General features: G+C 73.6%; 16 protein-coding genes. 10 read left to right on the top strand and 6 right to left on the bottom strand.

Annotation, left to right across the window (positions count from 1 at the left end; translation table 11 throughout):
* Positions 1-188 precede the first annotated feature (188 nt).
* On the bottom strand, positions 189-1661 hold the full coding sequence (locus tag POF43_RS01440) for an arabinofuranosidase catalytic domain-containing protein (RefSeq protein ID WP_271323035.1): 1473 nt from the start codon (positions 1659-1661) through the stop codon (positions 189-191).
* A gap of 452 nt (positions 1662-2113) precedes the next feature.
* Here POF43_RS01440 and POF43_RS01445 point away from each other — a divergent pair, with 452 nt between their 5' ends.
* The 8 genes from POF43_RS01445 (at position 2114) to POF43_RS01480 (ending at position 12474) form a co-directional block, all read left to right on the top strand.
* Positions 2114-3172, top strand: coding sequence for a LacI family DNA-binding transcriptional regulator (locus POF43_RS01445; protein ID WP_271323034.1), 1059 nt, complete (start codon positions 2114-2116; stop codon positions 3170-3172).
* Positions 3173-3244: 72 nt separating this feature from the next.
* Positions 3245-4915, top strand: a complete 1671-nt coding sequence (gene araB / locus POF43_RS01450; RefSeq protein ID WP_271323033.1) for a ribulokinase — start codon at positions 3245-3247, stop codon at positions 4913-4915.
* 54 nt (positions 4916-4969) lie between these two features.
* Positions 4970-5680, top strand: coding sequence for an L-ribulose-5-phosphate 4-epimerase (locus tag POF43_RS01455; RefSeq protein WP_271314123.1), 711 nt, complete (start codon positions 4970-4972; stop codon positions 5678-5680).
* Positions 5677-7170: an L-arabinose isomerase gene (gene araA / locus POF43_RS01460; RefSeq protein WP_271323032.1), complete on the top strand. Its 1494-nt coding sequence runs from the start codon at positions 5677-5679 to the stop codon at positions 7168-7170. Before POF43_RS01455 ends, araA begins: the two co-directional genes overlap by 4 nt.
* Before the next feature lie 94 nt (positions 7171-7264).
* A complete protein-coding gene (locus POF43_RS01465) occupies positions 7265-8341 on the top strand; it encodes an aldose epimerase family protein (RefSeq protein ID WP_271323031.1) in 1077 nt (358 codons plus the stop codon).
* A 421-nt stretch (positions 8342-8762) separates the two neighbouring features.
* Entirely contained in the window at positions 8763-9908 is a 1146-nt protein-coding gene (locus tag POF43_RS01470; RefSeq protein WP_271323030.1) for a substrate-binding domain-containing protein, read from the top strand.
* Positions 9908-11461, top strand: a complete 1554-nt coding sequence (locus tag POF43_RS01475; RefSeq protein ID WP_271323029.1) for a sugar ABC transporter ATP-binding protein — start codon at positions 9908-9910, stop codon at positions 11459-11461. Before POF43_RS01470 ends, POF43_RS01475 begins: the two co-directional genes overlap by 1 nt.
* On the top strand, positions 11458-12474 hold the full coding sequence (locus POF43_RS01480) for an ABC transporter permease (protein WP_271323028.1): 1017 nt from the start codon (positions 11458-11460) through the stop codon (positions 12472-12474). Before POF43_RS01475 ends, POF43_RS01480 begins: the two co-directional genes overlap by 4 nt.
* A 153-nt stretch (positions 12475-12627) precedes the next feature.
* On the opposite strand, the gene POF43_RS01485 is transcribed toward POF43_RS01480, so the two are convergent.
* Positions 12628-13110, bottom strand: a complete 483-nt coding sequence (locus POF43_RS01485) for a GNAT family N-acetyltransferase (RefSeq protein ID WP_282704358.1) — start codon at positions 13108-13110, stop codon at positions 12628-12630.
* A gap of 369 nt (positions 13111-13479) precedes the next feature.
* Here POF43_RS01485 and POF43_RS01490 point away from each other — a divergent pair, with 369 nt between their 5' ends.
* On the top strand, positions 13480-15144 hold the full coding sequence (locus POF43_RS01490; protein WP_271323498.1) for an RICIN domain-containing protein: 1665 nt from the start codon (positions 13480-13482) through the stop codon (positions 15142-15144).
* A gap of 376 nt (positions 15145-15520) precedes the next feature.
* Positions 15521-16165, top strand: a complete 645-nt coding sequence (locus tag POF43_RS01495; protein ID WP_271323497.1) for a DJ-1/PfpI family protein — start codon at positions 15521-15523, stop codon at positions 16163-16165.
* Between the two features lie 164 nt (positions 16166-16329).
* On the opposite strand, the gene POF43_RS01500 is transcribed toward POF43_RS01495, so the two are convergent.
* Genes POF43_RS01500 through POF43_RS01515 form a run of 4 tightly spaced genes read right to left on the bottom strand, consistent with a single transcriptional unit; the run spans position 16330 to position 20512 of the window.
* Positions 16330-16914 (bottom strand): peroxiredoxin, encoded by a 585-nt coding sequence (locus tag POF43_RS01500; RefSeq protein WP_271315619.1) that lies wholly within the window; start codon positions 16912-16914, stop codon positions 16330-16332.
* 12 nt (positions 16915-16926) lie between these two features.
* Positions 16927-18228: an MFS transporter gene (locus POF43_RS01505; RefSeq protein WP_271323496.1), complete on the bottom strand. Its 1302-nt coding sequence runs from the start codon at positions 18226-18228 to the stop codon at positions 16927-16929.
* The gene (locus POF43_RS01510; protein ID WP_271323495.1) at positions 18225-19604 is read right to left on the bottom strand and encodes an amidohydrolase family protein; all 1380 of its coding nucleotides are present in this window, start codon (positions 19602-19604) and stop codon (positions 18225-18227) included. The genes POF43_RS01505 and POF43_RS01510 overlap by 4 nt, the downstream gene beginning before the upstream one ends.
* Complete coding sequence (locus POF43_RS01515; RefSeq protein ID WP_271315616.1) at positions 19601-20512, bottom strand: TauD/TfdA family dioxygenase; 912 nt, start codon at positions 20510-20512, stop codon at positions 19601-19603. The genes POF43_RS01510 and POF43_RS01515 overlap by 4 nt, the downstream gene beginning before the upstream one ends.
* Positions 20513-20534 lie beyond the last annotated feature (22 nt).

A 20534-nucleotide genomic window follows, 5' to 3' on the forward strand; every position in this document is an offset into this window, starting at 1 on the left:
GCGGCGGGGAGCCTGCGGTGCCGGCCGCGTGGTGGTGCCCGCCGCAAGCGGTGGCGCTGCATCGCCACCCGTTACGGGACGGCGGTCGGCGTGCGCGTGCGCATCAGGGCCCCCGTGCGCCGCCCCGCGGCGGCCTGGCGTCGGCCGCGGACGGACCGCGGACGATGCCGCCCGCGGGTGCGGTCCGGTCAGGGAGCGATGGCCCACTGCTGGCAGGCGTTGTCGAGCTGGGCCCACTGCCGCACCGCGGTTGCGTCGGCGGTGCCGCAGTCGGCGGCGTCGAGCACCATGCCGTTGCCCACGTTGGTGATGGTGTAGCGGCTGCCGGCCCTGGTCACGTCCCACTGCTGGCAGGTGTTGCCCAGCGCGGTCCACAGCCGCACCGCCGTCCCGTTCGACGCGCCGCAGTTCTCCGAGTCCAGCACCGTGCCGCTGTTGACGTTGGTGATGGTGTAGTGGCCGTTGCCCGCGCTGGCGAATTTCCACTGCTGGCAGGTGTTGCCCAGGGATGACCACAGGTCGACCGGCGTGCCGTCGGCGCTGCCGCAGTCGACGGCGTCGAGGAGCGTGCCGCTGTTGGCGTTGGTCAGCCGGTACGCGGTGCCGGGGACCGGGACGGCGGCGCCGGCCTTCGTGTAGCCGACGGAGACGATCTCGGCCTGGACCGCGTTGTCGGCGGCGTCGGTCGGGTAGCCGGCGGTGATGGCACCTTCGAAGAACGAGCCGTCGGAGCCGTTGCTGTCGTCACCCCCGGTCCCCAGGACGATGGCGCCCTCCTGGTGCATCGGGGCGTAGCCGCCGGTGTCCGGCAGGGCTCCGCTGTACTCGGTGGTCAGGCCGCCCGATTGCGCGTTGCCGTCCTTGATGGCGTAGGCCGTGGTGCCGTTGTTCTTCAGCAGCGCGGTGACGAAGGTGCTGGCGTTCCCCTTGTTGCCCGGATCGGAGCCGTTGCCGCCGGCGAACAGGCCGTTCTCCAGGTCGGCCTGGACCCAGGGCCCGGCGCCGGTGCAGGGGGCGAACCAGCACTCCGTACCGAAGTTGATCGCGTCCATATGCCCGTTGCCGGTGTCGTCGTTGGACGTCTCCGCGTTGCCGTAGTCGAAGCAGCAGCGGTTGTCGACGTGCTGGCCGCCGGTCACCAGGTAGGCGCCCTGTGCCGCGCTGCCGGTCGGGATGCCGGAGGTGCTGTCGTTGCGATAGCCGACGCCCGCCTGGACGGAGATTCCGTAGACCGCGTGGCCGCCGACCGTCGCGGGCAGCGCGTCGGCGATCGCGCCGACATCCGCTCCGCCGTTGCCGCCGGCGCCCTCGACGGTCAGGTTGTTGCCCCGGGGGCTCTGGTCGTAGACCTCCGTGATGGCGCACACCGTGCCGGAGCAGAAGGAGTCCTGCGCGGCGGCGTCGGCGTAGCCGCCGGCGGCGAGCGTGCCGATGTCGGCCGAGGTGCCGTCGGAGGCGCGTCGGACCCGGTAGAGCCTGCCGCTGTAGGAGGCGTAGAGCGCCCGCACCGTGCTGTGCGCGGCGACGCAGGGCGTGCCTGCGGAGGCGTAGATGTCGCAGGGCAATGGCGTGGCGGCCTGCGCGGTGCCGGCCGTGCCGATGAGCGTGCCGAGCATGAGCACGATGGCGGCGAAGGCCGGCCACAGGGCTTTTCGCAGCATTCGACGTCGCGTCCTGACGTTCACGGTGAACCACTCTCCGTGCGGCTCGGTGGAATGGGGGACATCCGACCGGACGCCGACGTTAGCGTTAACATTCACGGGTCGGCGGAACGCCGCTGCTTCCTCGGGGGAGCGGCGTGCGGCTCGCGGTGGGATGGCCATCACTATGGATACGCCTCCCGGGCGCGTCAAGACATCGGACCGGGCCCGATGTGAGCGTTCCCCCCGGCCTACCGCGCACGGCGGGGCGAGAAGGCGGCCGGTCCGCCGCGCTTCCCGCGCGGCGTCCGCGTACCCGGCGGCCTGCGTGAGCCTCGCCGGCGCCCCCGGTGGACAGGCGGAACCTTCCGCTGCCGGGTGCCGGGGGCACGCGATCCGGTGGCGGGTGGTCCGGTGCCTTGACGCCCGAGTCTGTGAACGCTAACAATAATCGCATCACAGATCGGAGAACCATGTCACAGGCTGCCGAGAACGCCACCCCGCACCGGGCGCCCACCATGGCGGACGTGGCCCAGGTGGCGGGCGTGTCGCATCAGACGGTGTCACGCGTGCTGAGCAGCCATCCGAACGTGCGGGACACCACCCGGGCCGAGGTGCTGCGGGCCATCGAGCAGCTGGGATACCGGCGCAACAGCTCGGCCCGGGCGCTGGTGACCCGCCGCACGCTCACGCTCGGGGTGGTGGCGTGCAACCCGACGCTCTTCGGCCCGGCGAGCACGCTGTTCGGCCTGGAGGAGGCGGCGCGCGACGAGGGGTACATGGTGTCGGCCGTCACGCTGCGCCAGTACACCGCCAGTGCGCTGGAGGACGCCATCGACCACCTCAGCAACGGGGGGGTGGAGGGCATCGTGGTCATCGTGCCGAAGCGGGAGGCGGTCGCCGCGCTGGCCGGGCTCAGGCTGCCGTTCCCCGTGGTGACGGTGGAGGGCGGGCACGACCTGCCGATCCCGGGCGTGTCGGTGGACCAGGACCTGGGGGCGCGCATGGTCACCGAGCACCTGCTGGCCGGCGGGCATCCCACGGTGTGGCACGTCGCGGGGCCGCAGGACTGGCTGGAGGCCGAGGCCCGGATCAAGGGGTGGCGCGCGACGCTGGAGGAGGCCGGCGCCGAGGTGCCGCCGCCGCTGGTGGGGGACTGGACCGCGCTGTCGGGCTACCGGGCGGGCCAGGAGCTGGCCGGCCGGGTCGCGGTGGGCTCCGCACGGCGTCGTTCCGCACCGGTCTCCGCGGTCTTCGTGGCCAACGACCAGATGGCCCTGGGCGTGCTGCGCGCCTTCCGCGAGGCCGGCCTGTCGGTGCCGGGTCAGGTCGCCATCGCCGGCTTCGACGACATTCCGGCCGCGGAGTACTTCGCCCCGCCCCTGACCACCGTCCGGCAGGACTTCGCCGCGGTCGGCAAGGCCAGCATCCGCCTGCTGCTGGACCGGGTGGAGTCCGGCGCCACCCGGCCCGACGAGCGCGTCGTCATCGATCCGCAGCTGATCATCCGCAACAGCAGCACACCGTCCTGAGCACGGCGTACCCGCATCGGGGTTCCGGCGGCCCGCACGGGTGCCGGAACCCACCGCACCCATGGAGACACGATGAGCACCGATCCACCCGCCGTCACCCTCGGTGTCGACTTCGGGACCCTGTCCGGCCGGGCCCTCGTCGTGGCCGTCGACGACGGCAGGGAACTGGGCAGCGCGGTCCACGACTACACCCACGCCGTGCTGGACCGGGCCCTGCCCGACGGGCAACGGCTGCCGCCCGGCTGGGCGTTGCAGCTGCCCCAGGACTGGCGCGACGTCCTGCGCCTCGCGGTGCCGCGGGCGCTGCGGGACGCGGGTGTCCGGCCGGAGCAGGTCATCGGCGTCGCCACCGACTTCACCGCCTGCACGGTGCTGCCCACGACGCGGGGCGGCACCCCGCTGTGCGAGCTGCCCGGGTTCGCCGACCGCCCCCACGCGTACCCCAAACTGTGGCGCCACCACGCGGCGCAGCCGGAGGCGGACCTGATCGTGCGGCGGGCCGAGGAGTCCGGGCAGCCGTGGCTGGCCCGTTACGGCGGGCGGATCTCCAGCGAGTGGCAGTTCGCCAAGGCCCTCCAGGTGCTGCGCGAGGACCCGGCCGTCTACCACGCGGCGGACCGCTGGATCGAGGCCGCCGACTGGATCGTCTGGCAGCTGACCGGGGCGGAGAACCGGAACCTGTGCACTGCCGGGTACAAGGGCATCCGCCAGGACGGCACCTACCCCGACCGTGCCTTCCTCGCCTCCCTCGACCCGGACTTCGCCGGGTTCACCGCCAAGCTCGACCATCCGCTGTCGCCGCTGGGTGCCCCCGCCGGCCGGCTCGGCGCGGCGGCCGCCGCGCTGACCGGACTGTGCGAGGGCACGGTCGTCGCGGTGGGCAACGTGGACGCCCACGTCACCAGCGCCGCGGCCCGGGCGCTGGACCCCGGCCACCTGCTGGCGATCATGGGCACCTCCACCTGCCACATCATGAACTCCGACGTCCTGGCGGAGGTGCCGGGGATGTGCGGCGTCGTGCGCGACGGCGTGGTGCCCGGGCTGTGGGGGTACGAGGCCGGCCAGAGCGGGGTGGGCGACATCCTCGCGTGGGCGGTACGGACCACGACCCCGCCCGCGTACGCCGCCGAGGCCGCAGAGCGCGGCCTGTCCCCGCACGAACTGCTGGCCGACAAGGCCGCCGCCCAGGAGGTCGGCGCGCACGGCCTGCTGGCCCTGGACTGGCACAGCGGCAACCGCTCGGTACTCGTCGACCACCACCTGTCCGGGCTGATCGTCGGCCTGACCCTCGACACCCGCCCCGAGGACGTCTACCGCGCCCTGATCGAGGCCACCGCCTTCGGCACCCGGACCATCATCGAGGCGTTCGACACGGCCGGCGTGCCGGTCACCGAGTTCACCGCGGCCGGCGGCCTGCTGAGAAACCCCTTCCTGATGCAGGTCTACAGCGACGTCCTCGGCCGCCCGGTCAACATCCTGGCCTCCGAACAGGGGCCGGCGCTCGGGGCGGCCATCCACGCGGCGGTCGCCGCGGGGGCCCACCGCGACCTGCGCGCCGCCTCGGCCGCGATGGGCCGCCTCGAACGCCACGCGTACACCCCCGACCCCGCCCGCACGGCCGCCTACGACCGGTTGTACGCCGAATACCGCGCCCTGCACGACCACTTCGGCCGCGGCGGCACCGCCGTCATGCACCGCCTCCGCGCGCTCCGCGACCGTCCGCCGTATCGCGGCACGGTGTGATGTTAGCGCTAACAACTCCCACTGACCCCCACTCCGAGACCGAGGTCCGCCCCTATGAGTACGCATCCGACGGCGGCCGCCGACGCGGTGACCGCGCTGCGCCGGCAGGTCAGCGACCTGCACCGGGAACTGGTCAGGTACCGGCTGGTCGTGTGGACGGCCGGCAACGTCTCCGGGCGGGTGCCCGGCCACGACCTGTTCGTGATCAAACCCAGCGGTGTGGACTACGACCGGCTGTCACCCGAAAGCATGATCGTCTGCGACCTGGACGGCGAGGTCGTCGAGGGCGGCCTGTCACCCTCCTCCGACACCGCCGCCCACGCCTACGTCTACCGGCACATGCCCCAGGTGGGTGGAGTGGTCCACACCCACTCCACCTACGCCTGCGCCTGGGCGGCCCGCGGCGAACCCGTCCCGTGCGTGCTGACCGCGATGGCCGACGAGTTCGGCGCGCAGATCCCGGTCGGCCCGTTCGCCCTGATCGGCGACGACTCCATCGGCAAGGGCATCGTCGAGACCCTCGACGGCCACCGCTCGCCGGCCGTGCTCATGCAGAACCACGGCGTCTTCACCATCGGCGCCGACCCACGCGCCGCGGTGAAGGCCGCGGTGATGTGCGAGGACGCCGCCCGCAGCGTCCACATCTCCCGCCAGCTCGGCGAGCCGCTGCCCATCGAACCGTCCGCCGTCGACCGGCTCCACGACCGCTACCAGAACGTCTACGGGCAGCACGCACCCGTCACCCCCGGAGGAGCCACCGCATGAGCACCGCCCCGCACGAAGTCTGGTTCCTCACCGGCAGCCAGGGCCTGTACGGCGAGGACACCCTGCGCCAGGTCGCCGAGCAGTCCCGCCGGATCGCTGAGCGGCTGCCGGGCACGCCCGCCGCCGTGGTCTGGAAGCCGGTCCTCACCGACGCCGCGGCGATCACCGACCGGATCCTGGAAGCCAACTCCACCCCGGAGTGCGTCGGCCTGATCGTGTGGATGCACACCTTCTCCCCGGCGAAGATGTGGATCACCGGACTCGACCTGCTGCGCAAGCCCCTGCTGCACCTGCACACCCAGGCCGACGTCGACCTGCCCTGGGCGACGATCGACATGGACTTCATGAACCTCAACCAGGCCGCCCACGGCGACCGGGAGTTCGGATACATCCAGTCCAGGATCGGCGTCCCGCGCAAAACCGTCGCCGGACACGTCAGCGACCCGGCAGTGGCGGCGCGCGTCCGGGCGTGGACGCGCGCCGCCCTGGGACTGGCCGCGATGCGCACCCTGCGGGTGGCCCGGTTCGGCGACAACATGCGCGACGTCGCGGTCACCGAGGGCGACAAGGTGGAGGCGCAACTGCGCTTCGGCGTCTCCGTCAACACCTACGGCGTCAACGACCTGGTCGCGGCCGTGGACGCCGTCGAGGACGCGGCCGTCGGCGAACTGACCGCGGAATACGCCGACTCCTACCGGATGGCCGCCGACCTCACCGCCGGCGGACAACGGCACGACTGCCTGCGCTACGCCGCCCGCGTCGAACTGGGCCTGCGCACCTTCCTGACCGCGGGCGGCTTCGGGGCGTTCACCACCAACTTCGAGGATCTCGGCGGCCTGCGCCAACTGCCGGGGCTGGCCGTGCAGCGCCTGATGGCCGACGGCTACGGCTTCGGCGGGGAGGGCGACTGGAAGACCGCCCTGCTCCTGCACACCCTCAAGGCGGCCGGGGCCGGCCTGCCGGGCGGAACGTCGTTCATGGAGGACTACACCTACCACCTGGAGACCGGCAACGAACTCATCCTGGGCGCCCACATGCTGGAGGTCTGCCCGACCATCGCCGCCCACCGCCCGTCCTGCGAGATCCATCCACTGGGCATCGGCGGCCGCGGGGACCCGGTCCGCCTGGTCTTCGACGCCCGGCCCGGCCCGGCGATCGTCGTCGGGCTGGCCGACATGGGCGACCGCTTCCGGCTCGTCGCCAACGAGATCGAGGTCGTCGCGCCGCTCCAGCCGCTGCCCAGGCTCCCGGTGGCCCGCGCCGTGTGGAGACCGGCACCCGACCTGCGCACCTCCACCGAGGCGTGGCTGACGGCCGGCGGCCCCCACCACACCGTGCTCTCCAGCGCCGTCGGCCTGGAAGAGCTCACCGACCTCGCCGACATGCTCGGCACGGAACTGCTCGTGATCGACGAGCGGACCACCCTGCGGCAGTTCACCCGGGAGATCCGCTGGAACCAGGCGTACTACCGGCTGGCCGGCGGACTGTAGGCTCTCACGCCGCCCCAGCCGCAAGGGGACAGCGGCGTCCTCGCGGCCGGCTGCGGCCTGCCCGAACGCCCCCTCGTCGGCTCACGGAGACTCCATGCCCGCCGCCACCACCTCCTGTTCCGTCTTCGGCACCTTGCCGGACGGCCGAACCGTCCACCGCTGGAGCCTCATCGATCCCATCGGAACCCGGGCCGAGATCCTGACCCTGGGTGCCGCCCTGCACGCCTTCCACGTCCCCGACCGCCACGGGGAGCCGGCCGACGTCGTCCTGAGTCCCGGGTCGCTGGCCGACCGGCTCGCCGGCGCGCGTTACTTCGGCGCCACCGTCGGCCGCTACGCCAACCGCATAGCCCGCGGCCGGCTGCCGACCCCGGCCGGCCACCGGCAGCTGAGCACCAACGAGAGGGGCAACACCCTGCACGGCGGCACCGAGGGCTTCGACGCCCGCGTCTGGCAGGCCCGACCGGTCGGCACGGCGGAACGCGCCGGGGTGGAACTCACCCTGACGAGCCCCGCGGACGACCAGGGCTTCCCGGGCACCTTGCAGGTCGCGGTCCGCTACACCGTGCACGACGGCGCCCTGAGCATCGGCTACCGCGCCACCTGCGACGTGCGAACCCCGGTCAGCCTCACCAACCACACCTACTGGAACCTCGCGGGCGGCACGCACGACACCGTGCACGAGCACGAGCTGTACCTGGCCGCCGACCACTACCTGCCGGTGGACGCGGAACTCATCCCGCTGCCCGGACCACCGCGGCCGGTCGCCGGAACCCCGTTCGACCTCACCGCCCCCCGCCGGCTCGCCGACGTCCTCGACGACGTCGACGACGGTCAACTGCGCACCGCCGGGGGCGGATACGACCACAACTGGGCCCTGCGCCCCCGCGGCGGCGAACCGGAGCCGGCGGCGGTCCTGCGCCATCCGGGGACCGGCCGCGTCCTGGAGTGCCTGACCACCGAGCCCGGGATCCAGGTCTACACCGCCAACGGCTTCGACGGCGCGGTGACCGGTGCCGGCGGGCGCCCGCTGCCCCGGTACGCCGGTGTCGCCCTGGAGACCCAGCACTTCCCGGACTCGCCCCGGCGCCCCGACTACCCCACCACGTGGCTGGAGCCGGGCCGCGTCCACCGTTCGACGACCATCTACCGCCCCGGCGTCATGACGTAGCCCCGCACGCGGACCCGTGGCGCCGGGGTCGAAGCGGCCCAGGCGCGGCGGGGCCCCGGCGGCCGCTTTTCTTTTGCCCGACACCTTGACGTCACCGTCGTGAACGCTAACAATCTCTGGCATGCGGCGGAGCATCCAGGCGGAGACGAGGCCGCTCTCGTTACGCCGGGGGCTCCGGCGGTGCCCGTGGGCGACCCGGTCCCGACGCGCCACCCGCGGGTCCGGCGCCTGAGGCGTTCGGCGCCCCTCCCGCCGGGCAGGCGCGATGATCCGCAGTCACCACGCCGGCCCTGCGGGGATCGCGCGGAGTGAGTGCCCGGGCGAATGTTCTTGTCGGACAAGAAGCAACCCTGCGCCATGCAGCAAATTGTGAGCGCTAACAATCTGGCCCGTGCGGCCCTACCTGAACAGGATGTCGATCATGCGCGATGTGCGATCCGCTCACCGGAGAATCGGACGCTGGGGTGCCGCCGCGGTGGCGCTGGCGGTGCTCGCCTCCGCCAGCGCCTGCAGCCGCAGCGGGGCGGGTGACGCCTCGCCGGTGAGCGCCGGCGCCTCCACCGGAACGACGGCGATCAAGGGCGACATCGCGTTCAACGACGCGAACCTCGCCAAGCTGGACGCCGCCCTGAAGGCCGCACTGGCGGGCAGGAAGCTGTCCGCGCTCGACGAGGCGATGGTGGTCAACGTCGCCGTCGACTACTGGAACGCGGGCCGGGCCGGCTTCACCAAGGGGCTGAAGGACCTCGGGATCAAGGGCACCTACCAGGCGCCGGCCAACGGCCGGCTCGACCAGCAGCTGTCGATCATCCAGACGCTGCGCGGCCAGGGCATCACCGGCATGAGCGTCTCGGCGATCGACCCGACCGCGATCAGGACGCCGATCGCCTCGGCGAACAGCGCCGGCATCCCCGTCCTCGCCATCGACTCCCCGCTGCCCGCGCAGGACGGCGCCGACCTCTACCTCGGCACCCCCAACTACCAGGCGGGGCAGAAGGCCGGCGAGGCGATGAAGCAGGCCCTCGGCGGCAAGGGCCAGGTGGTGATCCTGGTCGGTTCCCTCACCGCCTCCAACGCGGTCGAACGCATCCAGGGCTTCCAGGACGCCCTCAAGGGCAGCGGCGTGAAGGTGGTCCAGAAGCTCAGCGACGGCATGGACGCCTCCAAGGCGCTGTCGAACGCGCAGACCGCCTTCCAGGCCGACCCGGGCGTCAACGGCATCTACGGCGTCTACTCCTACGACGGACCGTCGGCCGGACAGGCGGTCCAGGCGGCCGGCAGGACCGGCCGGATCAAGATCATCTCCGACGACAGCGACCCGCAGACGCTGAAGTTCATCACCTCCGGCGTCATCCAGGCGACCGTCCTCCAGCAGCCGTACCAGCAGGGCTACACCGGCGCCTACCTGCTGGCCGCCCTCAAGGTGCTCGGCAAAAACGCCACCCTCAAGCTCGTCCGCCCCTACCTGGACAGCGACGGCACCACGCTCAGCTCCGGCGTCGGCCTGGTCACCCGGGCCAACCTGCCCGCCTACCAGGCCAAGCTGAAGGCGCTGGGCATCGGCTGATGGACACCGCCTCCGACACCGCCGTCCTCCTGACGGACGTCACCAAGTCGTACGGGCCGGTGAAGGTGCTCGACATCCCCCGCCTGGAGCTGGCCCGCGGTCAGATCGTCGCCGTGGTGGGGGAGAACGGGGCCGGCAAGTCCACCTTGATGGGCGTGCTGTCCGGAACCGTCACGCCGACCACCGGCAGCGTCGAGATCGCCGGCACACCGCTCCAGCCCGGCCGGCCCGACCTCTCGCGCGACCTGGGAGTCGCCCTGGTCGCTCAGGAGTTCCCGCTGGTGGGGCAGTTGAGCGTGGCGGAGAACCTGCTGCTGGGCCGCCGCCCGCAACGGGCCGGCTCCCGCCCGCTGGGCCGCCTGGTCGTCGACCGCGCGGGCATCCGCGCCGAGGCCCGGGCGCTGCTGGCCGAGATCGGCGTCACCGGCGTGGACGTCGACCGCCCGGTCGAGAACTACCCCGTCCCCGTACGGCAGATGATCGAGATCGCCAAGGCATGGGGCCACCGTCCCGTGGTGCTCGTCCTCGACGAGCCGACGTCGTCGCTGGGGCCGGTGGAGGCCGGGCGGGTGCTCGAGCTGGCCCGCGAACACACCCGGGCCGGCGGCGCGGTGCTCTTCATCGGGCACCGCCTGGACGAGGTCCGGGCCATCGCCGACCGGGTGATCGTCCTGCGCAGCGGTCGGCCGGTCGCCGACCTCACCCCGGCCGAGGCCACCGAGGAGCGGATGATCCGGGAGATGGTCGGCACCGATCTGGCCCGCGCCGATCTGGCGCCGACCTCCTCGGCCGAACGCACCACGACCCTGTCGGTCCGCGCCCTGACCGCGGAGGGCCTCGGGCCGGTCGACCTGCGGGTACGGGCCGGCGAGATCGTCGGGGTGGCCGGGCTGATGGGCTCCGGCCGCAGCCGGCTGCTGCACACCGTGATGGGCGCCCAGCCCCGCACCGGCGGAACGGTGGAGTTCGACGGCCGCGACTTCCGGCCGCGCCACCCCGCCGACGCCGTCGAGGCGGGGATCGGGATGGTGCCCGAGGACCGCAAGGCGCAGTCGCTGCTGCCGGCCCACTCGGTGCGCTGGAACGTCACGCTCACCACCTTGCGGCGCATCAGCACCCGCGGCGTGCTGCGGCCGCGCACCGACAAGGAGCACGCCCGGCGGATCGTCAAGGACCTGGGGGTGCGCCTGCACAGCCAGGAACAGCCCATCGGCGACCTGTCGGGCGGCAACCAGCAAAAGGCGGTCTTCGGGCGCTGGCTGGCCGCCGGTCCCAAACTGCTGCTGCTGGACGAACCGACCCGGGGCGTGGACGTCGGCGCCAAGGCGGAGATCTACGCACTCATCGACGACGCGGCCGAGCAGGGCCTGGCCGTCCTCGTCGCCTCCTCCGAACTGGAGGAACTGCTCTGGATATGCCACCGCATCGTGGTGATGGCGCACGGGCGGGTGGTCGCCGACCTCCCCCGGGAGCGGTTCGGCAAGGAAGCGATCATGACCGCGGCGGCCGGGACGCGTCCCGGCGCGTCCACGCAAGGGAAGGCAAGCGCATGAAAACCAGCACCGCACCGGCGCCGAGCGAGGCTGACGCCGGAGCCGAGGCGCGCGGCTCCCTCGCCCGACGGCTGCGCGAGACCCCGGAGGTCGGGGTGGTCGCCGCCTGCGTCGTGGTCTTCGCCGCCCTGGCGATCGACCGGTCGACGTTCGCCGACGCGGTGAACCTCCAGGGCATGGGCTTCGACCTGGCGCAGTACGGGCTGATCGCCATCGGCGAGTCACTGGTCATCCTCACCGGCGGCATCGACCTGTCGGTCGGCGCGCTGCTGGGCACCAGCGTCATCCTGATGTCCTGGTTCAACGTCCGCGCCGGACTGCCGCCGGTCGTCGCCGTGCTGGCCACCCTGGCGATCACCGGCCTGGTCGGGCTGCTGCACGGACTCGCCGTGACCCGGCTGAAGATGGCCCCCTTCGTGGTCACCCTGGTCACCTACACCGTGGCCCAGGGCGTCACCCTGGCCATCACCTCCGGCACCTCGATCACCGGAATCGGCGGCTTGTTCGGCGACATCGGCCAGACCTACGTGGCCCAGATCCCGCTGCCCCTCATCCTGTTCGCCGTCGTCGCGGTGGCCGCCTGGTTCTTCCTGGAACGGACGTACGTCGGGCGGCAGGTCTACGCCGTCGGCGGCAACGCGGAGGCCGCCCGCCTGGCCGGTATCCGCGGTGACCGCCGCGTGGTGGCCATGTACGTCACCAGTTCCCTGCTGTCCGGCTTCGCCGGGATCATGGTGCTGGGCCGCATGGGCGTCGGCTCGGCCAGCGGCGTGGGCGTCGGCTGGGAACTGTCGGCCATCGCCGCGGCCGTCATCGGCGGCGTCAGCCTGGTCGGCGGCCAGGGCCGCATCGTCGGCATCGTCGCCGGGACCGTCCTGCTCGAATTCATCAACAACGGCCTGACGATCCTCCAGATCAACTCCGACTACACCAACATCGTGCTCGGCTGCGTCCTCGCCCTGGCGATCACCGCCGACCGCCTCCGCGCCCGCGGCATCGCCCGCCGCGGCTGACCGATCCGTCCCGGCGGACCCGGCCCGGCGGACCCGGCCCCGGGGCCGCCGGGACGAGGCGACGGGCACGGTGCGGCAGGCCGGCGGGGAACCGGGGTCAGCCGCTTGCAGGGCCGGGGCGCCGCAGAGGTGAGCCTCAGCCGTGGTCAGCTCTCACCGCGGCTGCGAGGCCGACGGATCGATGGGCAGCCGCAGCCGGAGGTAGTCGCTGCCCCTCGGCCCCGGACGGTGCGCGCCGTCCGGCCGCCAGGTGCGCCGGGCGTCGCAGCGCCGTGCACGGGCGTCGGACGCCCACCACCCCAGCACGCCCTCGGCACAACCGGCAGCCGCAGCCCGCACGATGAACTCCCGGTGCAGGGACCCGCCCACCCCCTGTCCCCAGGCGTGCGGCGGCACCGCGATCCGGTGGAGCTCGTGGTGCGTCGCGGCGTGGAGTTCCTTGCGGTGCGGCGGGCCCGCTGCGAGCAGACCGATGACCGTCCCGTCCAGGCGCTCCGCGCACCACGTGGTCACCGTCGACGTGGCGAGCCCGCGCGCCCAGGCAGCGCACCGCCGCGCCCGGGCCGCTGGGCCGGTGAGCTCCTGCTCGGACACGCCGCCCGCGGCGCGGTAGGCGGTCCGGGTCCGGGAGTGCACGTCCGTCAGGATGCCGACGTCCTGGGCGGCTGCCTCGGGCCTGATCCACCGTCACGCCCCCGCCCGCTGACCGGTGGCCGAATATGACCGCCCGTTCGACCGCCGGTGCGGTGTAGCGGCGGGCGGCGGCGGGCAGTCTCACCCCGGAACCACGCACGGCCCGGCCCGCGTGTCACCTCCGGCGCGCGGCATCCCCGTCCTCGCACGCGCACCGCCGAACCGCCCCCAGGCAGCGCAACCCTCACCCCGATCGGCGCGCCGGCCCTCCTGCCCGACCTCGTCCCGCGCGGCAGCCTCACCGGCCGGCACCCGTGCGGCGACCGGGAACCACCGGGGCCGCCGCGTCCCGACCGCAGGAGGCTGACGACCATGTACGAACGCCACGTGCTCGACGCAACGGTGCTCCGCAGAGTTCTGCCGGCCCTCATGGCGGTCCTGGCCCTGCTCTGCGCCGCGGGATCGGCCGCGGCGTCGGCCCCCGCCGCGCCGGCCGCTGTGCGAGCGCACGCCACCGGCACCCCGCTGCGGGCCGGCACCGGGCTGTACCCGCGCGTCCTGCGACTGGCCCACTCCGGTTCGGCCGACGGCCAGTTGATCGCCTCCGTCGTCGACTTCGACGCGGCCGGCGGCGTCGGTGTCATCTACCGCAGCACCGACGACGGGGCCAGCTTCACCGAGATCGGCGACATCCACGACCCGGCCACCGCTGGCGGCCTGTGCTGCTCGACCCTGTTCGAACTGCCCGCCCAGCTCGGGACGTTGCCCGCCGGAACCCTGCTGTGGGCCGCGTCGGTGGGCCAGAACGCGACGGACCGGCGGATGGCGATCGACGTGTGGCAGAGCCAGGACCACGGGGTCACCTGGTCGCAACTGCCGGCCTGCGCCACCGCCGCCAACACCGGCGGTCTGTGGGAGCCGGAGCTGTCCGTCGACGCCGAGGGCGATCTGGTGTGCGGCTATTCCGACGAGACCCAGCCCGCCCAGCACAGCCAGCTGCTGGAGGAGCGCTTCTCCTCCGACGGGCGCACCTGGGGAGCGGCCCAGCCGACGGTCGCACCGGCCGCCCAGGGCCTGCGGCCCGGCATGGCCACCGTCGTCCGGCGTGCCGACGGCAGCTACCTGATGACCTACGAGGTGTGCGGAACCGGCGACCAGTACGACTGCGCCGTCCACTACCGCACCTCCGCCGACGGCGCGGACTGGGGCGACCCCACGGACACCGGCCCGCTGGTCACCACGGAGACCGGGCAGTACTTCACCCACGCGCCCACCGTGGCCTGGCTGTCCAACGGCACGGCGAACGGGCGGTTCGTCCTGGTCGGCCAGCAGCTCCGGGAGGCGGACGGCTTCCTGTCGACCGCCAGCGGCAGCACCGTCCTGGTCAACACCGAGAACGGCACCGGCAACTGGTTCCCGATCGACGCGCCGGTGGCGGTGCCCTCGCCCGACGGCAGCTCCTGCCCCAACTACAGCTCCGCCCTGCTGCCCTCGGCCGACGGGACCAGGCTGCTGGAGATCGCCACCGACTACAACGGGTCGGTGTGCGAGCCGTACTACGCCACCGGCTCCTCCCGGGGCACCCAGGACGCCACGGGCTCCGGCCTGACGCCGGGGGACACCTACCGCATGATCGACGTCATCAGCGGCGACTGCCTGGACGTCTCGGCCGACTCCCGGGCGGTCGGCGGCAACATCCAGCAGTGGACGTGCAACGGGCTCGGGCCGCAGAACTTCCTGTTCGGCCGGACCGCGACCGGGGACTTCACCCTCACCGGGCAGGATTCCGGGCTGTGCGTCACGGTGGCCGGGGCGAGCACCGCGCCGGGCGCCAACGTCGACCAGGAGGGATGCACCGGCGCCACCGATCAGCGCTGGCAGGCCGTCAACGAGGGGGACGGCCACTGGACCTGGCGCAACACCGGCAGCGGGTTGTGCCTGGACGTCTCGGGCGGCTCCACCACCGCCGGCGCCAATGTCCAGCAGTGGACGTGCAACGACCTCTCGCCGCAGATCTGGAAACTGGAACCGAGGTGATCCGCCGCCGGCCCGGCGGTGTGCCTGCACGGGCCGGGACCGGGCGGGCGCCGGTGCCGGCCCGCGGTGCCGGGCGGCACCGGAAGCGGCGCCACGGTCGCCGAGCAGCCGCGCCGTCCGCCACCGCGCCCGTACCTGACCCCCTCTGCGGCCGCACCGGATCACGCCGCGCCGGACCGTGCCGTGCCGTGCCGCGCCGGACCGTGCCGTGCCGCGCCGGACCGTGCCACGCCGACCCACGCCGCATCGGACCGTGCCACGTCGCGCTACGACCGGCCGCGACCGGTGCGGGAAGTCCTCCCGCCCGATGACCCTTTGACGGTCCTGTGAGGGGGTCCCTACCGTGAGTTCCACCAACCCGGAAGGACGGCCGCCCGTGCACATCGCGATCCTCACTTTCGAGGGCTACAACGAGCTCGACTCCCTGATCGCACTCGGTGTGCTCAACCGTGTCGGGACCGAAGACTGGCGCGTCACGATCGCCACCCCCAGCCCCAAGGTGACCTCGATGAACGGGGTGACCATCGAGCGGATGTCGACTCTGGAGGAGGCGTGCGCCGCTGACGCCGTCATCGTCGGCAGTGGCATCGCCACGCGCGAGGTGGTCGAAGACCCGGCGATCATGGACATCCTGCGCCGCCTGGACCCGTCCCGCCAGCTCATCGCGGCGCAGTGCTCCGGCGCGCTGGTGCTGGCCAGGCTCGGCCTGCTCGACGGCATCCCCGCGTGCACCGACCTGACCACCCGGCCCTGGGTCGTCGCCGCCGGCGTCGAGGTACTCGACCAGCCCTTCTACGCCAAGGGCGACATCGCCACCGCCGGCGGCTGCCTCGCCTCGCACTACCTCGCCGCCTGGATCATCGCCCGCCTCAAGGGCGACGCCGCCGCCGAGAGCGCGTTGCACTACGTCGCCCCGGTCGGCGAGAAGCAGGAGTACGTCGAGCGGGCCTGGCGCAACATCACCCCGTATCTGCCCGCCGCCACCGGCGCCCGTTCGAACAGCCCCGTCCGGGTGGCGTGACCCGGGGGCGTTCGGCGGCATCCCCGGCCGCCGCCACCGGGTCGCGAGGCGAGACAAGGCGGTGCAGGCGGCCGGGACGGTCCCCGGCCGCGGTTCCACAACGGAGCCGCGGCCGAGGACCGTCCGCCGAAGGCCGTCCCGCCCGCCCCGGCCCGGTCGCCGGGTCAGCCCGCCTGGGCCCGGAGCCAGGCCGCCACCGCCGGTGCGTCCTCGTTCGAGGGGAAGACGGGGTACCGCACGTGGCGGACCACGCCGTCCCGCACCAGCAGGGTCTGGCGGCGCAGCAGCGTCTTGCCGGCCACGGTGAACACCGGCAGCCGCAGGGCGCCAGCCAGCGTCATGCCGCTGTCGCTGAGGAGTTCGTACGGCAGGCCGAGCCGTTCGACGGCCTCGGTCTGTTCCCCGGTGGTCTGCGTGCTGACGCCGTACACGCGCGCGCCGAGGGTCTCGAACTCCGCGAAGAGCCGCCCGTAGGACAGGCATTGCGGTGTGCAGCCGCGCGCCCCCGGGGTGGCGTTCCACGCCTGCTCGCCGCCGGGCGGCTCCTCGCCCGGCCTGCCGGTGCGCGGGTAGCAGAACAGCACGACCCAGCGTCCCCGCGATTCGGCGCGCAGGTCGTGCAGGCCGCCTCCGGTGCCGGGCAGCGGAAGAGCGGGCAGTTCGGTGCCGGGCACGTGGTCGCAGCCGCCGTCGTCCTGCGGTACGGGAAGGTTGTCGGGCAGATCGACGGGGTTATGGGGCTTCGTCATGCGCCCAGTCTCCTACTGGCTGCTCGACAATGGTACGGAAGGTGGCCCGGAGTCCTCCTCGGGCTCCGGCCGGTCGGCCGCGCGGGCGGCGCCCGACACCAGGCCGCGGTACGCCACGACCCCGCTCAGCACGCTGAACAGCGCGGCGGCACCGAAGCCGTAGCGTGCGTCGCCCCCCGCGTAGGCGGTGATCGCGCCGAACAGGGCCGCGCCCACCGGGTTGGCCACGAAGGCGAGCGTACGGGCGTTGGCGGTCACCCGGCCGAGCAGTTCCAGCGGCACCAGCTTCTGCCGCAGGGACCTGATCTGGACCGAGGCGAAGATCGACAGCCCGCCGTGCAGCAGGTTCGCCACCAGGAGCATCAGCGGATCGACGGACAGGGCGAACCCGAGCAGGGAGCCCCCCAGCCCGATGACCGACCAGCCGATGAGCCGGGCCGGGCTGGCCCGCGGTGCCACCCGGCCCACGACCGCCGCGGCCAGCACCCCGCCCACGCCGGCGGCGGCCACCACGGCCCCGGCCCAGGCGGGGGAGGCGTGCAGCCCCTTGGTGGCGTGGAAGATGACGAGGGTCTCGGCGGCTATCACGAAGTTCACCGCGGCCTGCACCGTGACGAGCCGTGAGATGAGCGGATGGGCCCGCAGATACCCCATGCCCTCGCGCATCTCCCGCCACAACGCGGCGGCGCCCAGGCCCTCGGCCTTGGCGGCGAGCCTCGCGCCGGCCGGTCCGGCGAGCCCGCGCAGGGGCAGCAGGGTGCCGACGGACGCCGCGAAGGTGGCCGCGTTGAGCCAGATCGCGTCCCGCACGCCCACCCAGGCCATGAACCCGCCGATCAGCGCCGGGCCGAGCAGGATGCCCAGCTGGTTGCTCAGCTCCAGCCGGGCGTTGCCCTTGAGCAGGGCGTCGGGACGCAGCAGCGACTGCACCGCCTTGGTCATCGAGGTCTCGAACAGCACCCCGATCGCCGCCGCCAGGCAGGCCATGACGAGCAGCAGGCCCGCGCCCCCGGGCAGGCCGACGGTGAGCGGCATGGCCGCGAACACCAGGCCGCGGGCCACGTCGCACCAGATGAGCACCCGGCGGGAGTTCCACCGGTCGGCCAGCGGGCCGGCCAGCAGCCCGACCAGGAGGTAGGCGATCGTCCTGGGCGTGGCGGCCAGCGCGGACAGCAGGGGGCTGCCGGTGATCCGGAGCATCAGCAGGGGCACGGCGAGCAGGGCGGCGCCGTCCCCGATCACCGAGACCGTCTGGCCCGCCCACATCAGCCGGAAGAAGCCCGATTCGGCGGAGCGGCCGGTCGCCGTCGTCATCCTTCCGCCTTGCGCACCGCGTCCGGCGTGCCCGCGTCCGGGACGTCGCGGGAGGCGGTGCCGCGCACCGCGGCGGCCGTCGCCAGCGCCTGCGCCGCCGCCGGGAGGATGCGTGCCGCCGTCTCCCCGTACACGGCGCGGAGCACCTCGTCCGGCAGCCCGAGTCCGTACGCCGGCCAGCGGCCCCGCCCGTCGCGCAGGGCGAAGGCGTCGTCGTCCGACTCCAGGACGCGGAACTGCTCCCGGTAGGTCTCCCGGTCCTGGACCCGGTCACCGCCGAAGACCACCCGGTCCCGCCAGCGGTCGAGGAAGCGTGCCGCGTGCCGCGGTTGCCGGGCCAGCACCGCGTGACGGGCCCCCAGCTCCACGTACAGGTTGGGCACCCGCCGCAGGCGCTCCGCCAGGTCGTCCAGGCGTTCCCCGGTCCCGTCCAGGTGGGCGGCGATCATCACCAGACCCGGGAACCTGCGCAGCACGCGGTCCCGCCGCCGGTGGATCTCCTCGTGCCCCTCACCGCCGGGGCGCCGCCGGGCCCACGGTGTGCGGTACAGCCTGACCAGGGCCTCGTTGTCCGCGTCCCACGGGCGGTACGCGGCCAGTTCGTCACCGCAGTGCGCGATCACGGGCAGGGCGAGCGCGGACGCCGCCTCCCAGAAGGGGTCCAAGCGGGGGTCGTCGAGGAAGAGCGGGTCCTCGGGCACCGGGCCCACGCCGAAGTCGTCGACGCCGAAGCCCTTGTCGTGCATCTCGCCGATCAGCACGGCCCGATGGGCGCGGACGTCGGCCTCCAGGGCTTCCGCCATGCGCCGCGCGCCACCGGGCCGGCGCGCCAGCGACCAGTCCACGGTCGCGGCCGGCAGCAGCCGTCCCGGGGCCTGCCGGGCGAGGCGGGCGCTGTCGGCCGACGTCTCGCCGCGGTCGGCGAAGGCCGCGGTGACCACGGCGGCGACGTTCAACTCCGCCATCACACGCAGCCGTTCGGCCACCGGCGCCGGATCCATCGTCAGGTGCGCGTGCACGTCGACGACGGGGAAGCGGGCCCGGACGGGCTCCGTGCCGGGGGTGCGCAGCAGCGCGGTGGGGGCGAAGTCGAAGACGGAGACCTCCGCGGGCGGGACGAAGGCCATCAGCCAGGCGGCCCGGTCGTCCGGGACCCGGATCGTCACCTCGCCGTCCCCCCAGGCGAGGTGCTGCTTGCGGACCAGGTCGGTGAGCATGGTGTGGCGCCAGCCCGCAGCCCGCAGCACGGCCTCCTCACCGCGCGGCCCGTCGACGGTCACCAGGTAGGCGTGCGGTCCGTACGGCTCGGTGTGCACCGCGCAGCCCGCGGCCTGGAAGACGGGGGTGTCCGCGGCGGCGGGACCGGGCGCCGTCACGACGCGCTCCGCAGCTCGGCGCGGACCGGATCGTGATGCATGCGGACCCGCAACAGGTGGCGGCGCGAATCGTCGAAGTGCTCGCGGCCGTGCAGGACCCGGTGGTTGTCCACGAAGACCGCCTGGCTCTCCGCCAGCCGTACGGTGGTGGCCAGCGCCGGATCGGTGAGCGTGTGCCCGAGCAGCGCCAGCGCGACGCCCACCGGGTCGCCGGCCGCCATGCGCACCCGCCGTACGCCCTGCTCCAGCAGGTCCGCGCGGTAGCGCACGATCAGGCCGTCTCCCGCTGTCCGGGTGAACACCTTGACGGGAACGAGCCGTTGGCCGTTCCACATGGGGACGGACCGGGTGAGCAGGGTGTCGCGGGCGGCGCGGCCGGCCGCGCTGCGGCCCAGCGCGTCCCACACGCCTCGGCCGTCGACCAGCACCGAGGCACCGCCGTGGTCGGCCGGCCGGACGCACCACAGGCCGAACCAGCGCTCGGGGCGGGCGGCGAAGGTGGAGTCGGTGTGCAGGCACGCCTGTCCGTCGGCGACCGAGATGTTGTCCCGGCGCTGCGCGCGCGGCAGGTCAGGGCGCGGGCGCACGTCCCACACGACGAGGTCGTCCGTGCCGCCGACCGGGCTCGGAGTACCCAGGACCGAGGAGACGCCCACGGCCAGCGCGTCCCGTTCGGCGGCCGGCAGGGCGCAGAATCCCGGCAGGGACACCACCGCGAACCCCGTGGAGTCCAGCGCCTCGCGCACCGCCGCGAAGAACGCGGCGGCGCCGGGCCGCTCCAGCAGGCAACCGGCAAGGAGACGCTGCACCTCGGGCAGGTGCGGCGCGCCGGGCGCGGTCAGCGGCGGAGCGCCCGGGGCCACGGCGCGCAGCGACGCGGTGACCTGCGGGGTGTGCGGGAACGACATGGCTACCTTTCACACGTGCTGA

The sequence above is a fragment of the Streptantibioticus silvisoli genome (genome assembly GCF_027947535.2).
GTDB lineage: Bacteria > Actinomycetota > Actinomycetes > Streptomycetales > Streptomycetaceae > Streptantibioticus_C > Streptantibioticus_C silvisoli.

What these genes read in the sequence shown, in the direction of transcription:
- POF43_RS01440 (WP_271323035.1), bottom strand. Translation starts at nt 1,661, where the DNA reads ATGCTGCGAAAAGCCCTGTGGCCGGCCTTCGCCGCCATCGTGCTCATG.
- POF43_RS01445 (WP_271323034.1), top strand. Translation starts at nt 2,114, where the DNA reads ATGTCACAGGCTGCCGAGAACGCCACCCCGCACCGGGCGCCCACCATG.
- araB (WP_271323033.1), top strand. Translation starts at nt 3,245, where the DNA reads ATGAGCACCGATCCACCCGCCGTCACCCTCGGTGTCGACTTCGGGACC.
- POF43_RS01455 (WP_271314123.1), top strand. Translation starts at nt 4,970, where the DNA reads ATGAGTACGCATCCGACGGCGGCCGCCGACGCGGTGACCGCGCTGCGC.
- araA (WP_271323032.1), top strand. Translation starts at nt 5,677, where the DNA reads ATGAGCACCGCCCCGCACGAAGTCTGGTTCCTCACCGGCAGCCAGGGC.
- POF43_RS01465 (WP_271323031.1), top strand. Translation starts at nt 7,265, where the DNA reads ATGCCCGCCGCCACCACCTCCTGTTCCGTCTTCGGCACCTTGCCGGAC.
- POF43_RS01470 (WP_271323030.1), top strand. Translation starts at nt 8,763, where the DNA reads ATGCGCGATGTGCGATCCGCTCACCGGAGAATCGGACGCTGGGGTGCC.
- POF43_RS01475 (WP_271323029.1), top strand. Translation starts at nt 9,908, where the DNA reads ATGGACACCGCCTCCGACACCGCCGTCCTCCTGACGGACGTCACCAAG.
- POF43_RS01480 (WP_271323028.1), top strand. Translation starts at nt 11,458, where the DNA reads ATGAAAACCAGCACCGCACCGGCGCCGAGCGAGGCTGACGCCGGAGCC.
- POF43_RS01490 (WP_271323498.1), top strand. Translation starts at nt 13,480, where the DNA reads ATGTACGAACGCCACGTGCTCGACGCAACGGTGCTCCGCAGAGTTCTG.
- POF43_RS01500 (WP_271315619.1), bottom strand. Translation starts at nt 16,914, where the DNA reads ATGACGAAGCCCCATAACCCCGTCGATCTGCCCGACAACCTTCCCGTA.
- POF43_RS01505 (WP_271323496.1), bottom strand. Translation starts at nt 18,228, where the DNA reads ATGACGACGGCGACCGGCCGCTCCGCCGAATCGGGCTTCTTCCGGCTG.
- POF43_RS01515 (WP_271315616.1), bottom strand. Translation starts at nt 20,512, where the DNA reads ATGTCGTTCCCGCACACCCCGCAGGTCACCGCGTCGCTGCGCGCCGTG.